This is a genomic window from Pseudomonas sp. B21-047 (assembly GCF_024748775.1).
Taxonomy (GTDB): domain Bacteria; phylum Pseudomonadota; class Gammaproteobacteria; order Pseudomonadales; family Pseudomonadaceae; genus Aquipseudomonas; species Aquipseudomonas capeferrum.
In genome coordinates this window covers 2,004,794-2,021,086 of sequence record NZ_CP087169.1, presented here as the reverse complement: position 1 = coordinate 2,021,086, position 16,293 = coordinate 2,004,794, and the positions used below count along the sequence as shown (strand labels likewise).

The following is a 16,293-nucleotide window of genomic DNA, read 5'->3' as shown; positions in this document are numbered from 1 at the left end:
CCCGGGCAGACCAAGAGCCTGCCCTGTTCGTTGTTGTAGTTGTAAGGGGGATCGGCCAGCCGGCGGCTCAGACCATCGCCGGGTCAGGCTCCAGGCCCATCAGCTCGCGGCCGAGGATTTGCGCGCACACGTCGTAATCGGTGTAGGCATGGGCACCGGTCAGGTGCGCATCGCGGAACAGGCGCTGCATCTCGTTGCTTTCGAACCAGGCGCCGCCACCGGCCGCTTCCATCAGCCGGTCTACCGCCTGGATGCACATCTTCACGGCATAGCCCTGGTTGGTGCGCCAGAACGCCAGGGTTGCGCGGGTCGGGTATTGGTGGCGCTCGCTGTGTTCGGCGATCTCTTCCCAGCTTTTTTCCAGCAGGGCTCGTGCGGCGGCGACTTGATGCGTGGACTCGGCCAGGCGCATGAGTGCCGGCGTTGCCGCGCCCACCGCAGCACCGGTGTAGGCGCGCACGCGGTTGCGGGTTTTCTCGCGGAACACCGCCAGCATGCGCTCGGCGACACCAAGGCTGACGGTGGAGAAACCACTGGCAAAATAGGGGCGGTACGGGGCGAAGAAGATCTTGCTGTCCGGGTACAGGCCAAAGCCTGCCGACTTGCCCTCCATCATGTCCTTGGCCTTCTGGATGCGGTGCTCCGGCACGAAGGCGTCACGCACGATCAAGGTCTTGCTGCCGCTGCCACGCATGCCGACGGCATACCAGTCATCACGGATTTCATAATCGCTGCGCGGCAGAATGGCGAAGCAATAGTCCTGGGTGCCCTCTGCATTCTGCCGGCGGAACCCCATGATCGCCCACTCGGCATGGTCGCAACCGGAGCTCCAGCCCATTTCACCGCTGAAGGTCACGCCGCCTTCGACCTCTTCGGTACGGCCAAAGGGCGCAATGCTGCTGCTGGCCGTTGCATCCGGGTTGGCTTGCCACACCTCCTGCTGCAGCTTGGGCGAGAACATCGCCATCTGGTGGCTGTGGGTGCACAGCAGGCTCATGGCCCAGGCGGTGCTGGCGCAGGCGCCTGCCAGCGTGGCGATGCACTGGGCAAACTGCGGCAGCGAAATCTCCATGCCGCCGTAATGCTTTGGCAAGAAGGCGCGGTGCATGCCGATGCTTTTGAGCAGCGCGATATTCTCTGCCGGGACACTACGATCCTGCTCCGCGCGCACAGCATTGGCGGCAATCGTCGGCAAGATCGACGTGAGGTCTTCCAGCAGGGAGTTTGGCTTTTTCATGAACGGTCTCTTGTTATTGGATAGTCGACAGCGGCTGCGCCAAGCCCGTCGTTGCGGGCGTTTGGGTGCGAAGGAACAGCCGGGAAGTCTGCAATGACACGTTCAGTATGTGAGGTAAGGCCAAACCTCGGAATGCACGTTACGGCGGGAAAATTGTACTTTCCATGGCGCCATCAGCCGATGAAACAAGGCCGTTGGCGTATCACGGTCTGATCTTTTTCATCTCGTTGAGCAGTTGCATCAGTTGCTCGAGTTTTGCCTCGCCGAACTGGCTGAGGATCCTGTCGTAGTTGCGGGCCATTTCTTCGCTCATGGCCAGAAACGCCTGCTGCCCCTTGTCGGTCAGCGTGATGAACACCCGCCGCTGGTCTTCCGGCGACTTTCGCCGTGCAACCACCCCGTCGCGTTCGAGCCGCTTGAGCACGCCGCTCATGCTGGGCTTGAGGATGCAGGCAAGCTCGGCAAGCTGATGGCTTTCCAGCTCGCCTTGCTGACGCAGAATGCGAATGACCCGCCATTGCTGTTCGGTCAGGTCATGGGCATTCAATGCCGGTCGAAAGAACGCCATCGTGGCTTCACGCGCCTGTAGCAGGGTCAGGGTCAAAGAGGGTCTTGGTGTGGTCATGCGTGCCCGAGCATCATGGAAAGTGGCGAGCAGGCCAGTATGCCATCGCAGGCTCATTAATACATTAACCAATCTGCCGATGACGGGCCCGTACGCCACGCTGGCAGGCTGGTTACACTCGGGGGGCAGGCAAGGACAAGACCCCCGGCGATAGCCAGGCGTTCAATGGCCGCATGTGCCAGTGCGCTTGCGAAACAGCCCTATCACAACTCCCATTCGGCAGGCTGCGTCATGATCACCCTCGAAAGCCCGACCTATTACGGCGCAACCAAAAAGTACAACTTGAACTACCCCACTTTGGAACATGACATCGAGGCGGATGTGGTGGTCATCGGTGGCGGGTTTTCCGGCATCAACACGGCGCTGGAACTGGCCGAAAAAGGTGTGACCAACATCGTCGTGCTCGAAGCCCGCTACTTGGGTTTCGGCGGCACCGGGCGCAACGGCGGGCAGATCATGGCGGGCATCGGCCATGACCTGGAGAAGATCAGAAGCAGTGTCGGCGACCAGGGCCTGCAGGAAATCTTCGCGCTCAGCGAACTGGGCGCCGGCATCATCAAGGCGCGCATCGCCCGCTACGCCATCGACGCCGACTTCTGCCATGGTTACGGCTACATGGGCTTCAATCGCCGCCAGGCGAACACCCTGCGCACGTGGGAAAAACAGTTCAAGGCCATCAATTCGCAAGACGAAATCCGCTACCTGGAAGGCTCGGACGTGCGCCAGATCATCGGCAGCGACGCCTACAGCAGTGCCCTGCTGCACATGGGCGGTGGCCACGTGCATTCGCTCAACCTGCTGCTTGGCGAGGCCCAGGCCCTGGTCGGCCACGGTGCGCGCATTTTCGAGCACAGCCCGGCGCTCGAAGTGACCTACGGCGAGCGTATCAAGGTGCGCACCGGCCGCGGCTCGGTACGTGCAAGCAAACTGCTGTGGGCGTGCGACAGCTTTCTCAACAAGCTGGAGCCGGAGCTGCACGCGCGCACCGTCAACACCTACGCCTTCCAGATGATGACCGAGCCGCTGCCGGATCAACTGATCGCGCGCATCAGCCCGATCCGTGGCGCCTACAGCGATATCCGCCCGGTGATCGACTACTACCGCGTCACCCGCGAGAACCGCCTGCTGTTCGGCGCCGCCACCTCCTGCATAGAACACATCCCGCTGGACCTCAAGGCGTGGAACCGCGCCCTGATGCTGAAGATTTTTCCGTACCTCAAGGACGTGCGCATCGACCTGGCCTGGGGCGGCCCGATGGCCACCAGCGCCAACCTGTTCCCCCAGATCGGTACGCTGAGCAATCGTCCTAACGCGTTCTATGTCCAGGGCTATTCGGGTTTCGGCGTCACCCCCAGCCACATTATTTGCAAACTCCTCGCCGAAGGCATGCACGAAGGGTCGGCACGCTATGAGCTGGTCAGCTCGGTCAAGCATGCGCGGATCTTCGGCAAGGACCATTTCCGCCCGCTACTGCTTACCGCCGGCAAAGCCGTGCACCAGCTTTCGGGCTATTTCAACGGCCGCCGCTGAACCTTTGCTTTCATTACTGGAGTACTGCCATGACCCTCACCGCCACCCGGCAAGGCGTACAACGGGCGGTAAGCTGAGGCCTACATGACCATGGCCTGTGCGCGGAAGTCCTTGGGCGATTGCTCGAACTGTTTCTTGAACGAGCGGCTGAAATGCGCCGAGTCGGTAAAGCCCCACTTGTAGGCGATCGAGGTAATCGACTCACGCTTGAAGAACGGGTTGGCCAGGTCGTCCGCGCTGCGCTTCAGGCGCGCTCGCTGGATGTAGCGGCAGACGCTGTCGCCCTCCTCCTCGAACAACCGGTACAGGTGGCGAACCGAAATATTCAGCCGACCCGCCAGGTTGGCCGGTGTCAGCCCCGGCTGCGACAGGGACTCATCAATCACCTGCTGCACGTAGCTGCGCAGGTTGCCACCACTGAGCGGCCCCAGGTTGCAAGCGCCGTCGCCACTACGCTCGAAGCCCGGCTCGAGCAGCGCAATGAATGCAGTCTGCAGCGCATCGCCTTGTGCACCATCGCCACTGACATGGTCGTCCTTGCACAGTTGGTCCATCAGCACATGCAGCATGCGCCCACAGGCATTGGTCGAGGAGATCTTGCCAAACATCGCCCCCGCGCCTTGCACATGCTTGCGCACCTGCTCGCGGGAAAGGGCCAGCGACACATGTTCGATCAGGCCGTTGGGGGTGATTTCGCAACGCCCGACCGAATCCATCAGCAACAATTCACCCGGCGCCAGGCTGACGCTCATGCCGCCTTGCGCCACCGTCGAATGCCCCATGCGCTGGCTGACCAGGAAGCAATGCTGGTCATCGTCCAGGGTCGGGTTATCGCCCAGCCGGCGGATGTTGCCGGCGTTGGTACGCAGGTTGGCCAGCGGCAGGCCCGCACGGGAAAACGTGGAGACTTCGCCGATGAACAAGGAATGGTTGGAGGCCAGCGCTGTCTCGAAACGGCCGCAGATCTGCTGCATGGCCGTGGTCCAGCTTTCCAGCCCCTGACGATTGGGTTGTTGAGTGTGCATGGATGCCCTCGACGCAGAATTTGTTGTTATGCGGCCATTGTTAACATGTTATCAATGGCCACACAACCGTGATCTCTCGTCTGAAACAGGAGCAAGGCACGTGCCAGAAAAAGGTCAGAGGCGGGGTAGCGACTCCCCGAACAGGGCGAGGCAAGCCATCAGGTGCGCCCGTTGCGGCGGGCTGATCTGGATGTAGCGCCGGAACGCCGGCATGCGGTTGACCACTTCGCTGCCGCCCATGTGTTCCAGGGTCAGCCACCAGTGGCCATCGCGGCATTCCAGGGCCAGGCGCTTGAAATCCAGCGGCATGAGCGCAGCGGTCAGTTGCGCATTGCTCAGCAGCAGGTCACGTGCCTGGATGAAGCGCGCCTTGTCACCGCCGCGGTACACGCAGGCCAGGCCCGTACGGCGGATTGCACCAGCGTGACGCAATTCAAGCTTCACCTCGCCCCCTTGCAGGGCAGGCAGGCACAGCTGGAATTCGCAGGTCACCACGTGCATCAGCAAGTGCGCCTCGACGCACTCGCGCACCTCGGCACGCCAGCCTTGGGCGGGGTTGTCGAGCACCGCGCGGGCGGGTTCCAGCAGGTGCATCTGTACCTGCCCCAGGTTACGCGACAGCAGCCCCAGCGTAGCCCCTGGCCGGTAGCCGGCTGGGGCACGCGGCGCCAGCAGGCGCTCACGCAAATGTCTGATCATGCTGCATGTGCTCCACTGCATGGCCCGGCTCTGCCGCGAATTCTTGTGCCAGTACATCCTCGACCTGCGCCGGCTTGAACGGGTTGACCTTCTGTACGCACAGCGTCCAGAACAGCGCATAGGTCGCGGTGCCGGCCAGCATGATGGCGAACGGCACGTAGATATCGGCCGGGTTCATGCCCGGTGGGGTGATGAACGCCATGCCGATGACGATGCCGCTGCTGGAGAGGATCTGCGGCAGCGGGAACAACGGCGAGCGGTAGGCACGTGGCAGGTCCGGACGACGGATGCGCAGGATCACCACCGACAACGTCACCAGCAGGTAAGCGGTGCTCCAGGCACACACCGCCGCCAGTACCAGGTGCAGGATGTTGTCCGGGTTGCCCCCCAGGTACCAGGCGTGCAGGCACGGGATCAAGGCAACCACCAGAATGCACAGCAAAGGCGTCTTGAAGCGCGGATGCAGGTAGCTGAAAGCCTTGGGCAGTGCACCATCCACCGCCATGCCGTAGAGGATGCGCGGCACCCCGGCCATCAAGGTGTTGATGGTGGCAGCGCCGGCAAACAGAAAGCCGATACCCAGCCACACCGGGCCGATATCGCCCATCACCTGCTCGGCGAAACGCGGGATGGCCATAGGCGTGTCGAGCAGGTGCACACCGCTGGCGGCATCGAGCACGACGTTTTCCACCTGGCGCTTCATCGCCGCGCCGTAGATGAACATGCAGCTGGCCACGCCAAACAAACCCAACGCCATGGCCCGCGGCAACACCCAGGCCGAACGGCGCAGCTCCGGCGCCAGCGGGGTGACGAACTCACACCCGACGAACATGAACATGGCCATACCGATCAGCGAGAGGATGGTCATCAGGTCGGTGCCGACCAGCGAAGCGCCGAACGGCCCTTCCAGCTCAACCGCCGGCGCAGCGATCAAGCCGAGCACGCCAAACACCATCAGCGTGGTCCACATGCCGAAGGTCAGGATCACCTCGGCGCGGCTGAAGGCACTGACGCCAAAAGCATTGAGCACCGCGAACGCCAACACGAAGAACACGCCGAGCAGCCACGAGCCCCCTGCGGACTCCGCCAGGGTATTGAGGTGCTCGAAGTTCACCAGGGCCATGACGCCAGACAGAATGGTCTCGGCGGTACCGGCGAACACGTGCACGATCAGGTAGGCCGACAAGGTGCCGGTGATGGCGAAGAACCGGCCCATGCCGCAGTTGATGTAGTCGTACACCGACCCTGTAGTCGGCAGTATCGCCGCCGCCTCGGCGAAGGTGGTCGACTGCGCCAGCATCATCAATGCCGCGATGACCATGGCCATGGCGAAGGCACCGCCGCCAATGCCAAAGCCCATGGTCGCGGTAAGGATCACCGGGCTGGCCATGATCAGCCCGACGGTGCTGGCCAGCGCAGTGGGGAACCCGACAGTGCCCCGGTTGAGATGCTCGGTGAGCTTATTGTTGAGTGACATCGTTATGCCCCGGCTTGTTTTTGTGGCGTTGAACGCGGCAAGCGAACCTGCACGCACGGCTGTTGTTTGCCTCCCTGCGCCCCCACTGTGCGCCGCAGCTGGCAGGGCGTCTTGCCCATGGCTGCCGTCGCCCTTGTTGCTGCCTGCCAATGCCATCACGCCTGGCAGGCAGCGTCATGCCGGCGTCAGGGAGATGCAAGATCAACACCGTGCCCGCTCACTATGCTCGACGCTTTGGCGGCCTGCCGGGCCGCGTCTCTGCCTCAGGAGCCTGCATGAGCGACATTACCCTTCTTCCCGCGGTCACCGCATTCATGGCCCGACAACATGGCGTGTTCATTCACGGCCAACACCTGGCCAGCCAATCGTCTGCGACCCTTGCGGTGGTCAACCCGGCCGATGGCGAAACCATCGCCCGCATCGCCGACGCCAACCAGGCCGATGTGGAGCATGCCGTGAGCTCGGCCCGCCAGGGCTTCACCACGTGGTCGCGCACCAGCCCCGCCGGCCGCGCCGCCGTGCTGTTCAAACTGGCCGACCTGCTGGAAGCCAACCGCGAAGAACTGGCCCAGCTCGAAACCTTGCAGTCGGGCAAGCTGATCGGTATCGCGCGCGCTTTCGAAGTCGAGCAGGCCGCGCACTTCTTGCGCTATTACGCAGGCTGGGCCACCAAGATCACCGGCCAGACCATCACCCCGTCCCTGCCCTCGTTCGCCGGTGAGCGCTACAGTGCATTCACCCTGCGCGAACCGATCGGCGTGGTCGTGGGCATCGTGCCGTGGAACTTCGCCACCATGATCGCCATCTGGAAACTGGCCTCGGCCCTGACCACCGGCTGCAGTATCGTCCTCAAGCCCAGCGAGTTCACGCCCCTGACGCTGCTGCGCATCGCCGAGCTGGCCAGCCAGGCCGGCCTGCCGCCGGGCGCGCTCAACGTGCTGACCGGTGGCGGCCTGGTGGGCAAGGCATTGATCGAGCACCCCGGCACCGACAAGGTCTCGTTCACAGGCTCGGTGCCTACCGGCATCGCCGTCGGCCAGGCCGCCATGGGCGCCAAGCTGACCCGGGCGACTCTGGAGCTGGGTGGCAAGAACTCAGTGGCATTCCTGCCTGACGTGGCGCTCGACAAGGCCGTCGATGGCGTCATCGAGGCCGGCTTCCTGCACTCAGGGCAAATCTGCGCAGCGGGTGAGCGCTTCTTCGTCCACCGCTCGCGCATCGACCCGCTGCTCGATGCGCTGTCCCAGCGCCTGAGCCAGCTGAAGGTCGGCTCCCCCCTGGATGAGGCCACCCAGTTCGGCCCAGTGGCCAACAAGCCGCACCAGCAAAAATTGGCCGAGCTGTTCGCCACCGCGCGCGCCGAGGGCAGCCAGATCATCCATGGCGGGCAGATTGGCGAGGGGCCGGGCTGCTTCGTCGAACCGACGGTGATCCTCGCCAAGGCCGCCAGCGACACCTTGCTGAACCAGGAAACCTTCGGCCCGGTGGCGACCTTCCTGCCTTATGACGACGAAGACGAACTGCTGCACCTGATGAACGCGACGCCTTATGGCCTGAGCGCCAGCCTGTGGACCAACGACCTGGGCAAGGCCATGCGCCTGGTGCCGGAAATCCAGGCCGGCACCTTGTGGGTCAACATGCACACCCTGCTCGACCCGGCCGTGCCGTTTGGCGGTATCAAGGCGTCCGGCATCGGCCGCGAGTTCGGCTCGGCGTTCATCGATGACTTCACCGAGCTCAAGTCGGTGATGATCCGTTACTGAACCGGCCAATCGAACAGGCCTGGCCAAGGCGTGCAAACGCCTTGGCAGCCACGAACAAGACCCCACCCTGCTATCCACGCGCTAATAGGCCGTCGCAGCCAACCGCGACGGCGCCTCGTGCCCACACGGGTGCCCCCGAAAAACAAAGGCCGCCTTGCAAGGTGCCGAGAACAATCGAGGGAAGTGCAATGTTCAAACCGCAAAGGCTGTCCGCCCTGGCCCTGGCCACCTTACTGGCCAGCCAGGCCGCGCCCGCCTACGAGCTTTACGCCGACGACGACAGCCACTTGAATGCCGACATGCTCGCGGTGTGGGGCATGTTCAACAGCCGCAAGAACTATGACGGCACCCCCGGTGGCTCGACCTGGCGCGAGGGCTTCATCAAGTATGGCGTTAGCGGCGATCAGGGCCTGGCCGGCAACGGCAGCCTTTATGGCGCCTTGAACTGGGTCAGTTCCGCCACCTGGGGCGATGGCGATGCCGCAGGCAATACCGATGGCTCCGAACGCACCACCAAGATCGAAGACGCCTACCTCGGTTGGCGTTCGGGCGATCTGCTGCCCTGGCTGGGCAAGGATGGCGTGGATATCTCCGGAGGGCGCCAGGTGGTCCGCCTGGGCAGCGGCTTCTTGATCAACGACGACGGGCCCAACCTGGGCAACGGTGTGGCGGATGGCACCCTGGACCGCGGCGGTGCCTACTACCTGGCGGCGCGCCATGCCTTCGACCGCACCGCCGTGCTGCGCCTGGGCGGGCAGGATGGCCTGCATGGCAGCCTGCTGTGGCTCAAGTCCGACAACCGCGCGCAGGCCGAGACCGAACTGGCCGCAGGCACACTGGACTACACCCATGCCCTGGGCACCTTGGGGCTGACTTGGGTGCACGGCATCGGCGTCACCGACCAATGGGCCAGCGACTTCCAGAAGGCGCGTGAGGGCATGGATGTCTACAGCCTGCGTGGCGAAGGCAGCGCCGGCATCGACAACGCCAGCTTCGCCTTCGAATACGCGTGGCAAGACAAGCAAGGCGGCGCGGAAAAAGCCTGGTACCTGCAGGCCGGCTACACCTTCGCCGACCTGCCCTGGGCACCCCAGGTGACCTACCGTTACACGCGCTATTCGGCAGGCTGGGATTCGCTGTTCAGTGGCCTGTCCAGTGGCTATGGCACCTGGTTCCAAGGTGAGGTCGCCGCCAACTACGCCGGCCCGTTCAACAGCAACACCGGCATTCACCATGTTGGCGTAAAAGCTACGCCGCTGGAAAACCTCACGGTCGGTGCGCTGTATTTCGACTTCGATACCGTGCGCACCCGCGACAGCCTCAACCTCGATGCCAGGGAGCTCGACCTGTACCTGGAATGGGCGGTCAACGAGCACCTGGTCATCAGCCCGCTGGTCGGCCTGTATCAGCCACGCAAGGGCGAAAGCAACGGCGGCAACCAGGTGGGTGGCAACGGCACCAACGTCTACAGCCAGCTGACCATCGCAGTGCCCTTCTAGGCCCTGATAGCAGTCACCGTCTTGCCAATACGCCGATGGCACGGCAGGTCAAAACGGCTGGCACGCAGGCACAAGACGCCCTGCCAGCCGTTAGCGAAACTGGCCGCACGTGTTAGCGCCAGCCCACAACAACAAAACCCGATGACGCCGTCGTCCCTGACAACGGCCGCCCTGCGAGACCCGCCATGACCCTCGATACCCGAATTGACTTCATCTACTTGTCCGAGCAGGACATGATCCGCGCCGGCGTGACCGACATGCCCGCTTGTGTCGACACCATGGAGGCGATGTTCAACCTGCTCTACCAGGGCGACTACCGCATGGCCGGCCCGAACAACGATTCCCACGGCGCGATGATCACGTTCCCCGAACAGTCGCCCTTCCCGCACATGCCCAAGCCCACCGCAGACCGTCGCATGATGGCCATGCCCGCCTACCTGGGCGGCAGCTTCCGCACCGCAGGCGCCAAATGGTATGGCTCGAACATCGCCAACCGGGAAAAGGGCCTGCCGCGCTCCATCCTGATGTTCACCCTCAACGACGCCGACACCGGCGCGCCCCTGGCGCACATGTCGGCCAACCTGCTGTCGGCGTACCGCACCGGCGCCATCCCCGGTGTTGGCGCGCGCCACTTGGCCCGCAAGGACGCCAAGGTCATCGGCCTGGCCGGGCCAGGTGTGATGGGCAAGACCACGGTCGCCGCGTTCATGGCCGTGTGCCCGCTGATCGACACGATCAAGATCAAAGGCCGTGGCCAGAAGAACCTCGATGAGTTCGTGGCCTGGGTCAAGGCCACCTTCCCGCAGATCACGCGGATCCAGGTCGTGCAAACCCTGGAAGAGGTGGTGCGTGATGCCGACCTGGTCAGCTATTGCAGCTCGGGCGAAGTCGGCGACCCCAGCACCTACCCGCTGGTACGCCGCGAATGGGTCAAGCCCGGCGCGTTTCTGGCGATGCCCGCCCCCTGCAGCATCGATGCAGGCATGGAGCGTTCGGACGTGCGCAAGGTGGTGGACAACACCGGGCTGTACGAAGCGTGGTTCGACGAACTGCCCAAGCCTGCGCACAACCATGTGCCGCTGGTAGGCGTGCGCTTCATGGACATGATCGCCGAAGGCACGCTCGACGCCGCGCAGGTCGAAGACATCGGCAAGATCATCAGCGGTGACGCGCCAGGGCGTCTGAACGACGATGAAATCATCATCATGTCGGTGGGCGGCATGCCCGTGGAAGACGTCGCCTGGGGCACCGTGGTGTACCGCAACGCTGTCGAGAAAGGCATCGGCGTAAAGCTCAACCTCTGGGAAAAACCTGTCCTCAGCTGACCCTCCTCACCTCAAAAGGCTCCCCCCATGACGCAAATCACCAAACTGAAAACCGGCTCCAAATTCGAAGACATGGCCAGCTACTCCCGCCTGGTGGCGGTAGACAACTGGATCTACGTGTCCAACACTGCCGGCCGCAACCCGCAGACCCAGATCATCCCCGAAGACGTGATCGAACAGACTCACCAGGTATTCGCCAACATCGAAGCCGCGCTGGCGGCCGTCGACGCTGGGCTGGGCGATGTGATCAGCTCGCGCGTGTTCATCCAGGACCCGAACGATGTTCCCAAGGTCATGGACGTGATCGGCGAGAAATTCAGGGGCGTCGACCCGGCCACCACCGTCACCTGCCCGCCGCTGGGGTCGACCGTGTACAAGGTCGAGCTGGAAGTGACGGCGTACCGGGGTGCCTCCCGCGCGCAGGTCTCGTTGATCCGGCTGGGCCAGTGACCTGCCCGCCTTGAACCCGCCACGTTCTGTTCACACTGCCGCCGAGTGAAGCCATGTCCCCCGTCATCGATCCTGTGCACACCAGTACCACCCACCCTCAGGCCACCAGCGTGGTGATCATCGGCGCAGGCATCATCGGCCTGACCGCAGCCCTGACCCTGGCCGAGCGCAACATCCCGGTGGTGGTGCTGGAGAAGGGCCGCCTGGCGGGCGAGCAGTCGTCGCGCAACCTTGGCTGGGTGCGCAAGACCAACCGCCATGCGCACGACATTCCGCTGGCCCTGGCCGCCGACCGGCTGTGGGCGAAGATGGCCGAGCGGGTTGGCTGCGATGTCGGCTACCGGCAAGCCGGCATCATGTTCATTGGCCGTAACGACACGCAAATGGGCATGCACGAGAGCTGGCTGAAGAGCATCGAGCACCTTGGCCTGGACTCTCGCCTGCTCAGCAGCAAAGAGATTGCCAACCGGGTGCCCGGTGGCCGTGCCGAATGGGCCGGGGGCATCTACACCGCCTCCGACGCCCGCGCGGAGCCAACCCTGGCAGCCAGCGCCATTGCCCGGGCGGCGATCGCCAAAGGCGCAGTGATCGTGGAAAACTGCGCCGTGCGCACATTGGTCACCGCCGCCGGCAGGGTCAGCGGCGTGGTCACCGAACAAGGCGAGATCCGCTGCGAGCAGGTGCTGCTGGCCGGGGGCATGTGGTCACGCAAGTTTCTCGGCAACCTCGATATCGACCTGCCCACCTTGCCGCTGACCTGTTCCGTGCTGCGTACCCACCCGCTGCAAGGCCCAACCGACATCGCCGTGGGCGCACCGGATTTTTCGTTTCGCAAACACAAGGATGGCGGCTACATCATCACCCAACGCGGCGCGCTCGATGCGTTCCTGACCTGGGACCATGTGCTGCTGGGTAGGCGCTACCTGCCGCAATTGCGGGCGCAACGTGATTTTTTGCGCATCAGTTTCGGCAAGTATTTCTTCAAGGACCTGGCCCTGGCCCGGCACTGGAAGGCCTCGCAAGTCACGCCCTTCGAACGCGTCAGGGTTCAGGACCCGCAGGCCAACACCGCACTCAATGAAGAAGCCCTGCGTAACCTCAAGGCGGCCTGGCCGGTCTTCGAGCAGGCACAGATCGCCGCAGCCTGGGCCGGCACCATCGACGTCACCCCCGACTCCAACCCGGTCATCGGGCCGGTGCCGGCCCTGCCCGGCCTGACCCTGGCCACCGGCTTTTCCGGCCATGGCTTCGGCACCTCGCCGGCTGCCGGCCAACTGGCGGCAGACCTGGTGTCGCAAGCGCCACCGCTGATCGATCCAAGCCCTTATCGGTTCGAACGCTTCGCCTGAACCCTCAGCGGATATAGCACCGCATCACATCAGCGGAACTGATACTCCAACCCTGCCCCGGCATACCACGAGCGCCCAGGCGCAGCTTCGTAGTAACGCGAGTTGCTGTCGCCCACGATCACCGACCCCACGTACTGCCGGTCAAGCAGGTTATCCAAGCGGATCAGCTGATGAAACGTCCAAGGCCCGACGTGCTGCTCAAAGCGCGTTCGCCAGTTGAACACGGCATAGGCAGGCGCCGGCTTGGCGTTGTTGCTGTCCTCCACATACACCTTGCTGCGGTATTGCCCTTCCACCCCCATGCTGACGAATGTCGCAGGCTTCCATACCAGCTCGCCATACAGGTTGTTCAGCGGTACCCCAGGCAGCCGGTTACCACTGTCGATGGTCTGCGTGCCTTGGGCAAAATCTTCGGCATAGCGGGCATCGGTGCGGGTGTACACCACGGTGGTTTGCCACTGATCGCTCAGGTCACTGTGCAGGCTCGCCTCGAAACCGCGGCGCAAGGTTCGCCCAGCGTTTCGATAGCTGGTGCGGCCTTCGGTGGAGCGGTCCACGACGATTTCATCATCGGTGTGGATTTCGTAGACCGCTGCGTTGATCCGGGTGCGCTCACCGAGCCGGTATTTCACGCCCAGTTCATACTGGGTACTGGTGGCAGGCTTGAGCCCGAAATTGAAGCTTTCGACCAGGCCGGGCGCGTAAGCCATCTCGGCCTGGGTCGGGGTCTCGAAACCCTTGCCGACACTCACGTAACCACGCAAGTCGGCAGTGAATGCGTACATCACCGACAGCGATGGCGTGTTCTGCTGATATTTCTTCTTGCCACTGGCGTCGCCATTGGCCAGGTAGTGGTCATCGACGCGCATTTGCAGGGTGCTGTGGCGCACGCCGAGCTGGGTGGTCCAGTCGCCGATTTCCCAATGCACCTGGATGTATGGGTCCAGGCTGGTGGCGGTGTCTTGCTCGTCACGGCGCAACTCGCCTTTGACGCCTAGCGTGTCGCCGCTGAAATTCTGGTAGCCGCGGCGGTCATCCTTGCTCTGGTCGTAGTCCGCGCCCACCGTGACGGTCAGGTTGCCGGGTGCGGCGGTAACCGGCTGTATCCAGCGCAAGGTGCCACCGTGGAACTCACGGTCGAAGTCGACGACCCCACCGCCACGCTGGTTGTTGGAGGCCACCGTCTTGGGGATGGACAGGTACTGAATGACGCTGCGCTGCCCCGCATAGAGATTGAACTGCAACGTGGCATCGCCAAAATAGCGCTCGTAGTTCATGCCCAACTGCTGGTGGTCGATGCTTTTGCGGGTGTTGTAGGTTTCAGCCACTGTCGCGGTGGAGCGCGGGTCGTGCTGGTAAGCGCTCCAGGTCTGCCCCAACGGGTCTTGCGTGTTGTTTTGCTCAAGGCTGCTGTAGATCAGTGCCAGGCGTGAATCGGCGTCTGGCCTGACGTGCACCTTGGCGAAGGTCTGGTCGCGGCGGGCAGCGCTGTGGTCACGGTAACCGTCGGTGTCCATGCGCGAGGCATCGAGCACAAAGCCGGCCGTCTCGTTACCGCCCTCGGCCGACAGGTGATTCTTGTTGAAACCGTCGCTGCCGAAGGTGGTTTCGGCCCCGACCCTGGCAGGCCCCTGCCCGTCCCGGCTGAACATCTGGATGACGCCGCCGGCGTTGCTCCCGTAAAGGGTCGCGGCCGGGCCACGCAGTACTTCGATACGGTCGGCCACATCCAGGTTCAGCGAGGCCGCCTGCCCCTGCCCGTCCGGGGTACTGGCCGGAATGCCGTCGCTGAGCAGCTTCAGGCCACGAATGCCGAAGGCCGAGCGTGCGCCGTAACCCCGCGAAGACACCTGCAGGTCTTGCGCGTAGTTCTGCCGGTTCTGCACCACCAGGCCAGGCACCTTGGTCAGCACTTCCGACAGGTTGACGCCCAACTGGCCGTCGTTGCCCTGTGAAAGGTCGACGGTATCGATCGAAAAAGGCAAGTCGAAACTACCGGTTGGCGCATAGGCGCCGGTGACCACCACAGGGTCGGTGATCAGCACATCGGTTACCTCGCTGCCGGCATGGCTCAAGGGGCTCATGCTACCGGTCAGCAACAGGGCCAGGCCTGTGCGCAAGTGGGCAGGTCGATGCAAAGGGAGTGGGTACATGTGAAGCTTCCTGAAACTTGCGCCTGACCCGTTGCGGGCCACGCCCAAGGCGTCGCTGCTGTGGCCATGCACAGCGCGCGCGAATGATGGCGGAGGGGTGATGGGCTGAATGGTATCAATCCTTCACCTCAGTCACACACTCTTTCGCCTCACAGGCAGTTGCGAATTTACTTACAGTGAAATACTGTATGCACATACAGCAAAAACAAGGAAATGCCTGTGGCCAGCACCTCCTCAGCAACGCCGAGCAGCTATGAACAACTGGGTGTCCGTATCCAGAAGATCATCAACAGCCAATCCGCCCAGCGCAACCGCGCCGCGCTGATCTTCCGCCTGGAGCAGGAATCCCCGGACGACTGGGAAACCCTGCTTGAGGAAATCGCCGAAAACGACAACGTCACCCTCGCCCATCGCGACGACGGTGGCGTGCAAATTTTCTGGACCGTGCCCAAGGAAGACTGACCGCGCATGAGAGTTACGCTTTTCGCTGCAACCTGCCTGCTGTTGGCCACCCCGCTTGCCCAAGCCGATGCCCCGCGCACCTTCCAGGAGGCCAAGAAGGTCGCCTGGAAGTTGTACGCGCCCCAGTCGACGGAGTTTTATTGCGGCTGCAAATACAAAGGCAACAAGGTCGACCTGGCCTCTTGCGGTTATGCGCCGCGCAAGAATGCGCAACGGGCTTCGCGCATCGAATGGGAGCACATCGTGCCGGCCTGGCACATTGGCCACCAGCGCCAGTGCTGGCAGGCCGGAGGGCGCAAACAATGCTCGCAACAGGATGAGGTGTACAAACGCGCCGAGGCCGACCTGCACAACCTGGTGCCCAGCATTGGCGAAGTCAACGGCGACCGCAGCAACTTCAGTTTCGGTTGGCTGCCCGAACAGCGGGGTCAGTACGGCAGTTGCCTGACCCAGGTCGATTTCAAGGCCAAGAAGGTCATGCCGCGCCCCTCGATCCGCGGCATGATCGCGCGCACCTACTTCTACATGAGCAAGCAGTACAACCTGCGCCTGTCGAAGCAGGACCGCCAGTTGTTCGAAGCCTGGAACAAGACCTACCCACCGCAGGCCTGGGAGCTGCAACGCAACCAGCAGGTGGCCTGCGTGATGGGGCGTGGTAACGCATTCGTCGGGCCGGTGAACCTCAAGGCCTGCGGCTGA

14 protein-coding genes are annotated in these 16,293 nt (G+C 63.3%); 8 read left to right on the top strand and 6 right to left on the bottom strand.

Annotated features, from left to right (window positions below):
• Positions 1 to 67: 67 nt before the first annotated feature.
• Together LOY26_RS09345 and hpaR are read right to left on the bottom strand one after the other, a co-directional pair.
• Entirely contained in the window at positions 68 to 1,237 is a 1,170-nt protein-coding gene (locus LOY26_RS09345) for a p-hydroxyphenylacetate 3-hydroxylase oxygenase component (RefSeq protein ID WP_033696908.1), read from the bottom strand.
• A gap of 202 nt (positions 1,238 to 1,439) precedes the next feature.
• Complete coding sequence (gene hpaR, locus LOY26_RS09340; RefSeq protein WP_186659845.1) at positions 1,440 to 1,862, bottom strand: homoprotocatechuate degradation operon regulator HpaR; 423 nt, start codon at positions 1,860 to 1,862, stop codon at positions 1,440 to 1,442.
• A gap of 231 nt (positions 1,863 to 2,093) precedes the next feature.
• Here hpaR and LOY26_RS09335 point away from each other — a divergent pair, with 231 nt between their 5' ends.
• Complete coding sequence (locus LOY26_RS09335) at positions 2,094 to 3,392, top strand: FAD-binding oxidoreductase (protein WP_186663820.1); 1,299 nt, start codon at positions 2,094 to 2,096, stop codon at positions 3,390 to 3,392.
• Between the two features lie 80 nt (positions 3,393 to 3,472).
• Here the strand turns inward: LOY26_RS09335 and feaR are convergent, their stop codons facing one another.
• From feaR to LOY26_RS09320, 3 genes are all read right to left on the bottom strand, one after another.
• Positions 3,473 to 4,417 (bottom strand): transcriptional regulator FeaR, encoded by a 945-nt coding sequence (gene feaR, locus LOY26_RS09330; RefSeq protein ID WP_258714628.1) that lies wholly within the window; start codon positions 4,415 to 4,417, stop codon positions 3,473 to 3,475.
• A gap of 114 nt (positions 4,418 to 4,531) precedes the next feature.
• Positions 4,532 to 5,116, bottom strand: coding sequence for a DUF3156 family protein (locus LOY26_RS09325; protein WP_258714627.1), 585 nt, complete (start codon positions 5,114 to 5,116; stop codon positions 4,532 to 4,534).
• Entirely contained in the window at positions 5,097 to 6,593 is a 1,497-nt protein-coding gene (locus tag LOY26_RS09320) for an APC family permease (protein ID WP_258714626.1), read from the bottom strand. Before LOY26_RS09320 ends, LOY26_RS09325 begins: the two co-directional genes overlap by 20 nt.
• 275 nt (positions 6,594 to 6,868) lie before the next feature.
• Between LOY26_RS09320 and LOY26_RS09315 the strand changes: the two genes are divergently transcribed.
• The 5 genes from LOY26_RS09315 (at position 6,869) to LOY26_RS09295 (ending at position 12,979) form a co-directional block, all read left to right on the top strand.
• Complete coding sequence (locus tag LOY26_RS09315; protein ID WP_258714625.1) at positions 6,869 to 8,356, top strand: aldehyde dehydrogenase family protein; 1,488 nt, start codon at positions 6,869 to 6,871, stop codon at positions 8,354 to 8,356.
• A 188-nt stretch (positions 8,357 to 8,544) separates the two neighbouring features.
• The gene (locus tag LOY26_RS09310; RefSeq protein WP_258714624.1) at positions 8,545 to 9,855 is read left to right on the top strand and encodes an alginate export family protein; all 1,311 of its coding nucleotides are present in this window, start codon (positions 8,545 to 8,547) and stop codon (positions 9,853 to 9,855) included.
• Positions 9,856 to 10,040: 185 nt separating this feature from the next.
• On the top strand, positions 10,041 to 11,180 hold the full coding sequence (locus LOY26_RS09305) for a tyramine oxidase subunit B (RefSeq protein WP_033696889.1): 1,140 nt from the start codon (positions 10,041 to 10,043) through the stop codon (positions 11,178 to 11,180).
• Positions 11,181 to 11,207: 27 nt separating this feature from the next.
• Positions 11,208 to 11,630: a RidA family protein gene (locus LOY26_RS09300; RefSeq protein WP_186659857.1), complete on the top strand. Its 423-nt coding sequence runs from the start codon at positions 11,208 to 11,210 to the stop codon at positions 11,628 to 11,630.
• A gap of 53 nt (positions 11,631 to 11,683) precedes the next feature.
• On the top strand, positions 11,684 to 12,979 hold the full coding sequence (locus LOY26_RS09295; protein WP_258714623.1) for an FAD-binding oxidoreductase: 1,296 nt from the start codon (positions 11,684 to 11,686) through the stop codon (positions 12,977 to 12,979).
• A gap of 29 nt (positions 12,980 to 13,008) precedes the next feature.
• Here LOY26_RS09295 and LOY26_RS09290 read toward each other — a convergent pair whose 3' ends face one another.
• On the bottom strand, positions 13,009 to 15,132 hold the full coding sequence (locus tag LOY26_RS09290; protein WP_408980759.1) for a TonB-dependent receptor family protein: 2,124 nt from the start codon (positions 15,130 to 15,132) through the stop codon (positions 13,009 to 13,011).
• Positions 15,133 to 15,351: 219 nt separating this feature from the next.
• On the opposite strand from LOY26_RS09290, the gene LOY26_RS09285 reads away from it, so the two are divergent.
• Both LOY26_RS09285 and LOY26_RS09280 read left to right on the top strand, forming a co-directional pair.
• A complete protein-coding gene (locus LOY26_RS09285; RefSeq protein WP_033696884.1) occupies positions 15,352 to 15,594 on the top strand; it encodes a DUF1654 domain-containing protein in 243 nt (80 codons plus the stop codon).
• A gap of 6 nt (positions 15,595 to 15,600) precedes the next feature.
• The gene (locus LOY26_RS09280) at positions 15,601 to 16,293 is read left to right on the top strand and encodes an endonuclease (protein ID WP_186659862.1); all 693 of its coding nucleotides are present in this window, start codon (positions 15,601 to 15,603) and stop codon (positions 16,291 to 16,293) included.

Bases quoted from the DNA above. Each gene is read 5' to 3' on its own strand.
- LOY26_RS09345 (WP_033696908.1), bottom strand. From the start codon at position 1,237: ATGAAAAAGCCAAACTCCCTGCTGGAAGACCTCACGTCGATCTTGCCG.
- hpaR (WP_186659845.1), bottom strand. From the start codon at position 1,862: ATGACCACACCAAGACCCTCTTTGACCCTGACCCTGCTACAGGCGCGT.
- LOY26_RS09335 (WP_186663820.1), top strand. From the start codon at position 2,094: ATGATCACCCTCGAAAGCCCGACCTATTACGGCGCAACCAAAAAGTAC.
- feaR (WP_258714628.1), bottom strand. From the start codon at position 4,417: ATGCACACTCAACAACCCAATCGTCAGGGGCTGGAAAGCTGGACCACG.
- LOY26_RS09325 (WP_258714627.1), bottom strand. From the start codon at position 5,116: ATGATCAGACATTTGCGTGAGCGCCTGCTGGCGCCGCGTGCCCCAGCC.
- LOY26_RS09320 (WP_258714626.1), bottom strand. From the start codon at position 6,593: ATGTCACTCAACAATAAGCTCACCGAGCATCTCAACCGGGGCACTGTC.
- LOY26_RS09315 (WP_258714625.1), top strand. From the start codon at position 6,869: ATGAGCGACATTACCCTTCTTCCCGCGGTCACCGCATTCATGGCCCGA.
- LOY26_RS09310 (WP_258714624.1), top strand. From the start codon at position 8,545: ATGTTCAAACCGCAAAGGCTGTCCGCCCTGGCCCTGGCCACCTTACTG.
- LOY26_RS09305 (WP_033696889.1), top strand. From the start codon at position 10,041: ATGACCCTCGATACCCGAATTGACTTCATCTACTTGTCCGAGCAGGAC.
- LOY26_RS09300 (WP_186659857.1), top strand. From the start codon at position 11,208: ATGACGCAAATCACCAAACTGAAAACCGGCTCCAAATTCGAAGACATG.
- LOY26_RS09295 (WP_258714623.1), top strand. From the start codon at position 11,684: ATGTCCCCCGTCATCGATCCTGTGCACACCAGTACCACCCACCCTCAG.
- LOY26_RS09290 (WP_408980759.1), bottom strand. From the start codon at position 15,132: ATGTACCCACTCCCTTTGCATCGACCTGCCCACTTGCGCACAGGCCTG.
- LOY26_RS09280 (WP_186659862.1), top strand. From the start codon at position 15,601: ATGAGAGTTACGCTTTTCGCTGCAACCTGCCTGCTGTTGGCCACCCCG.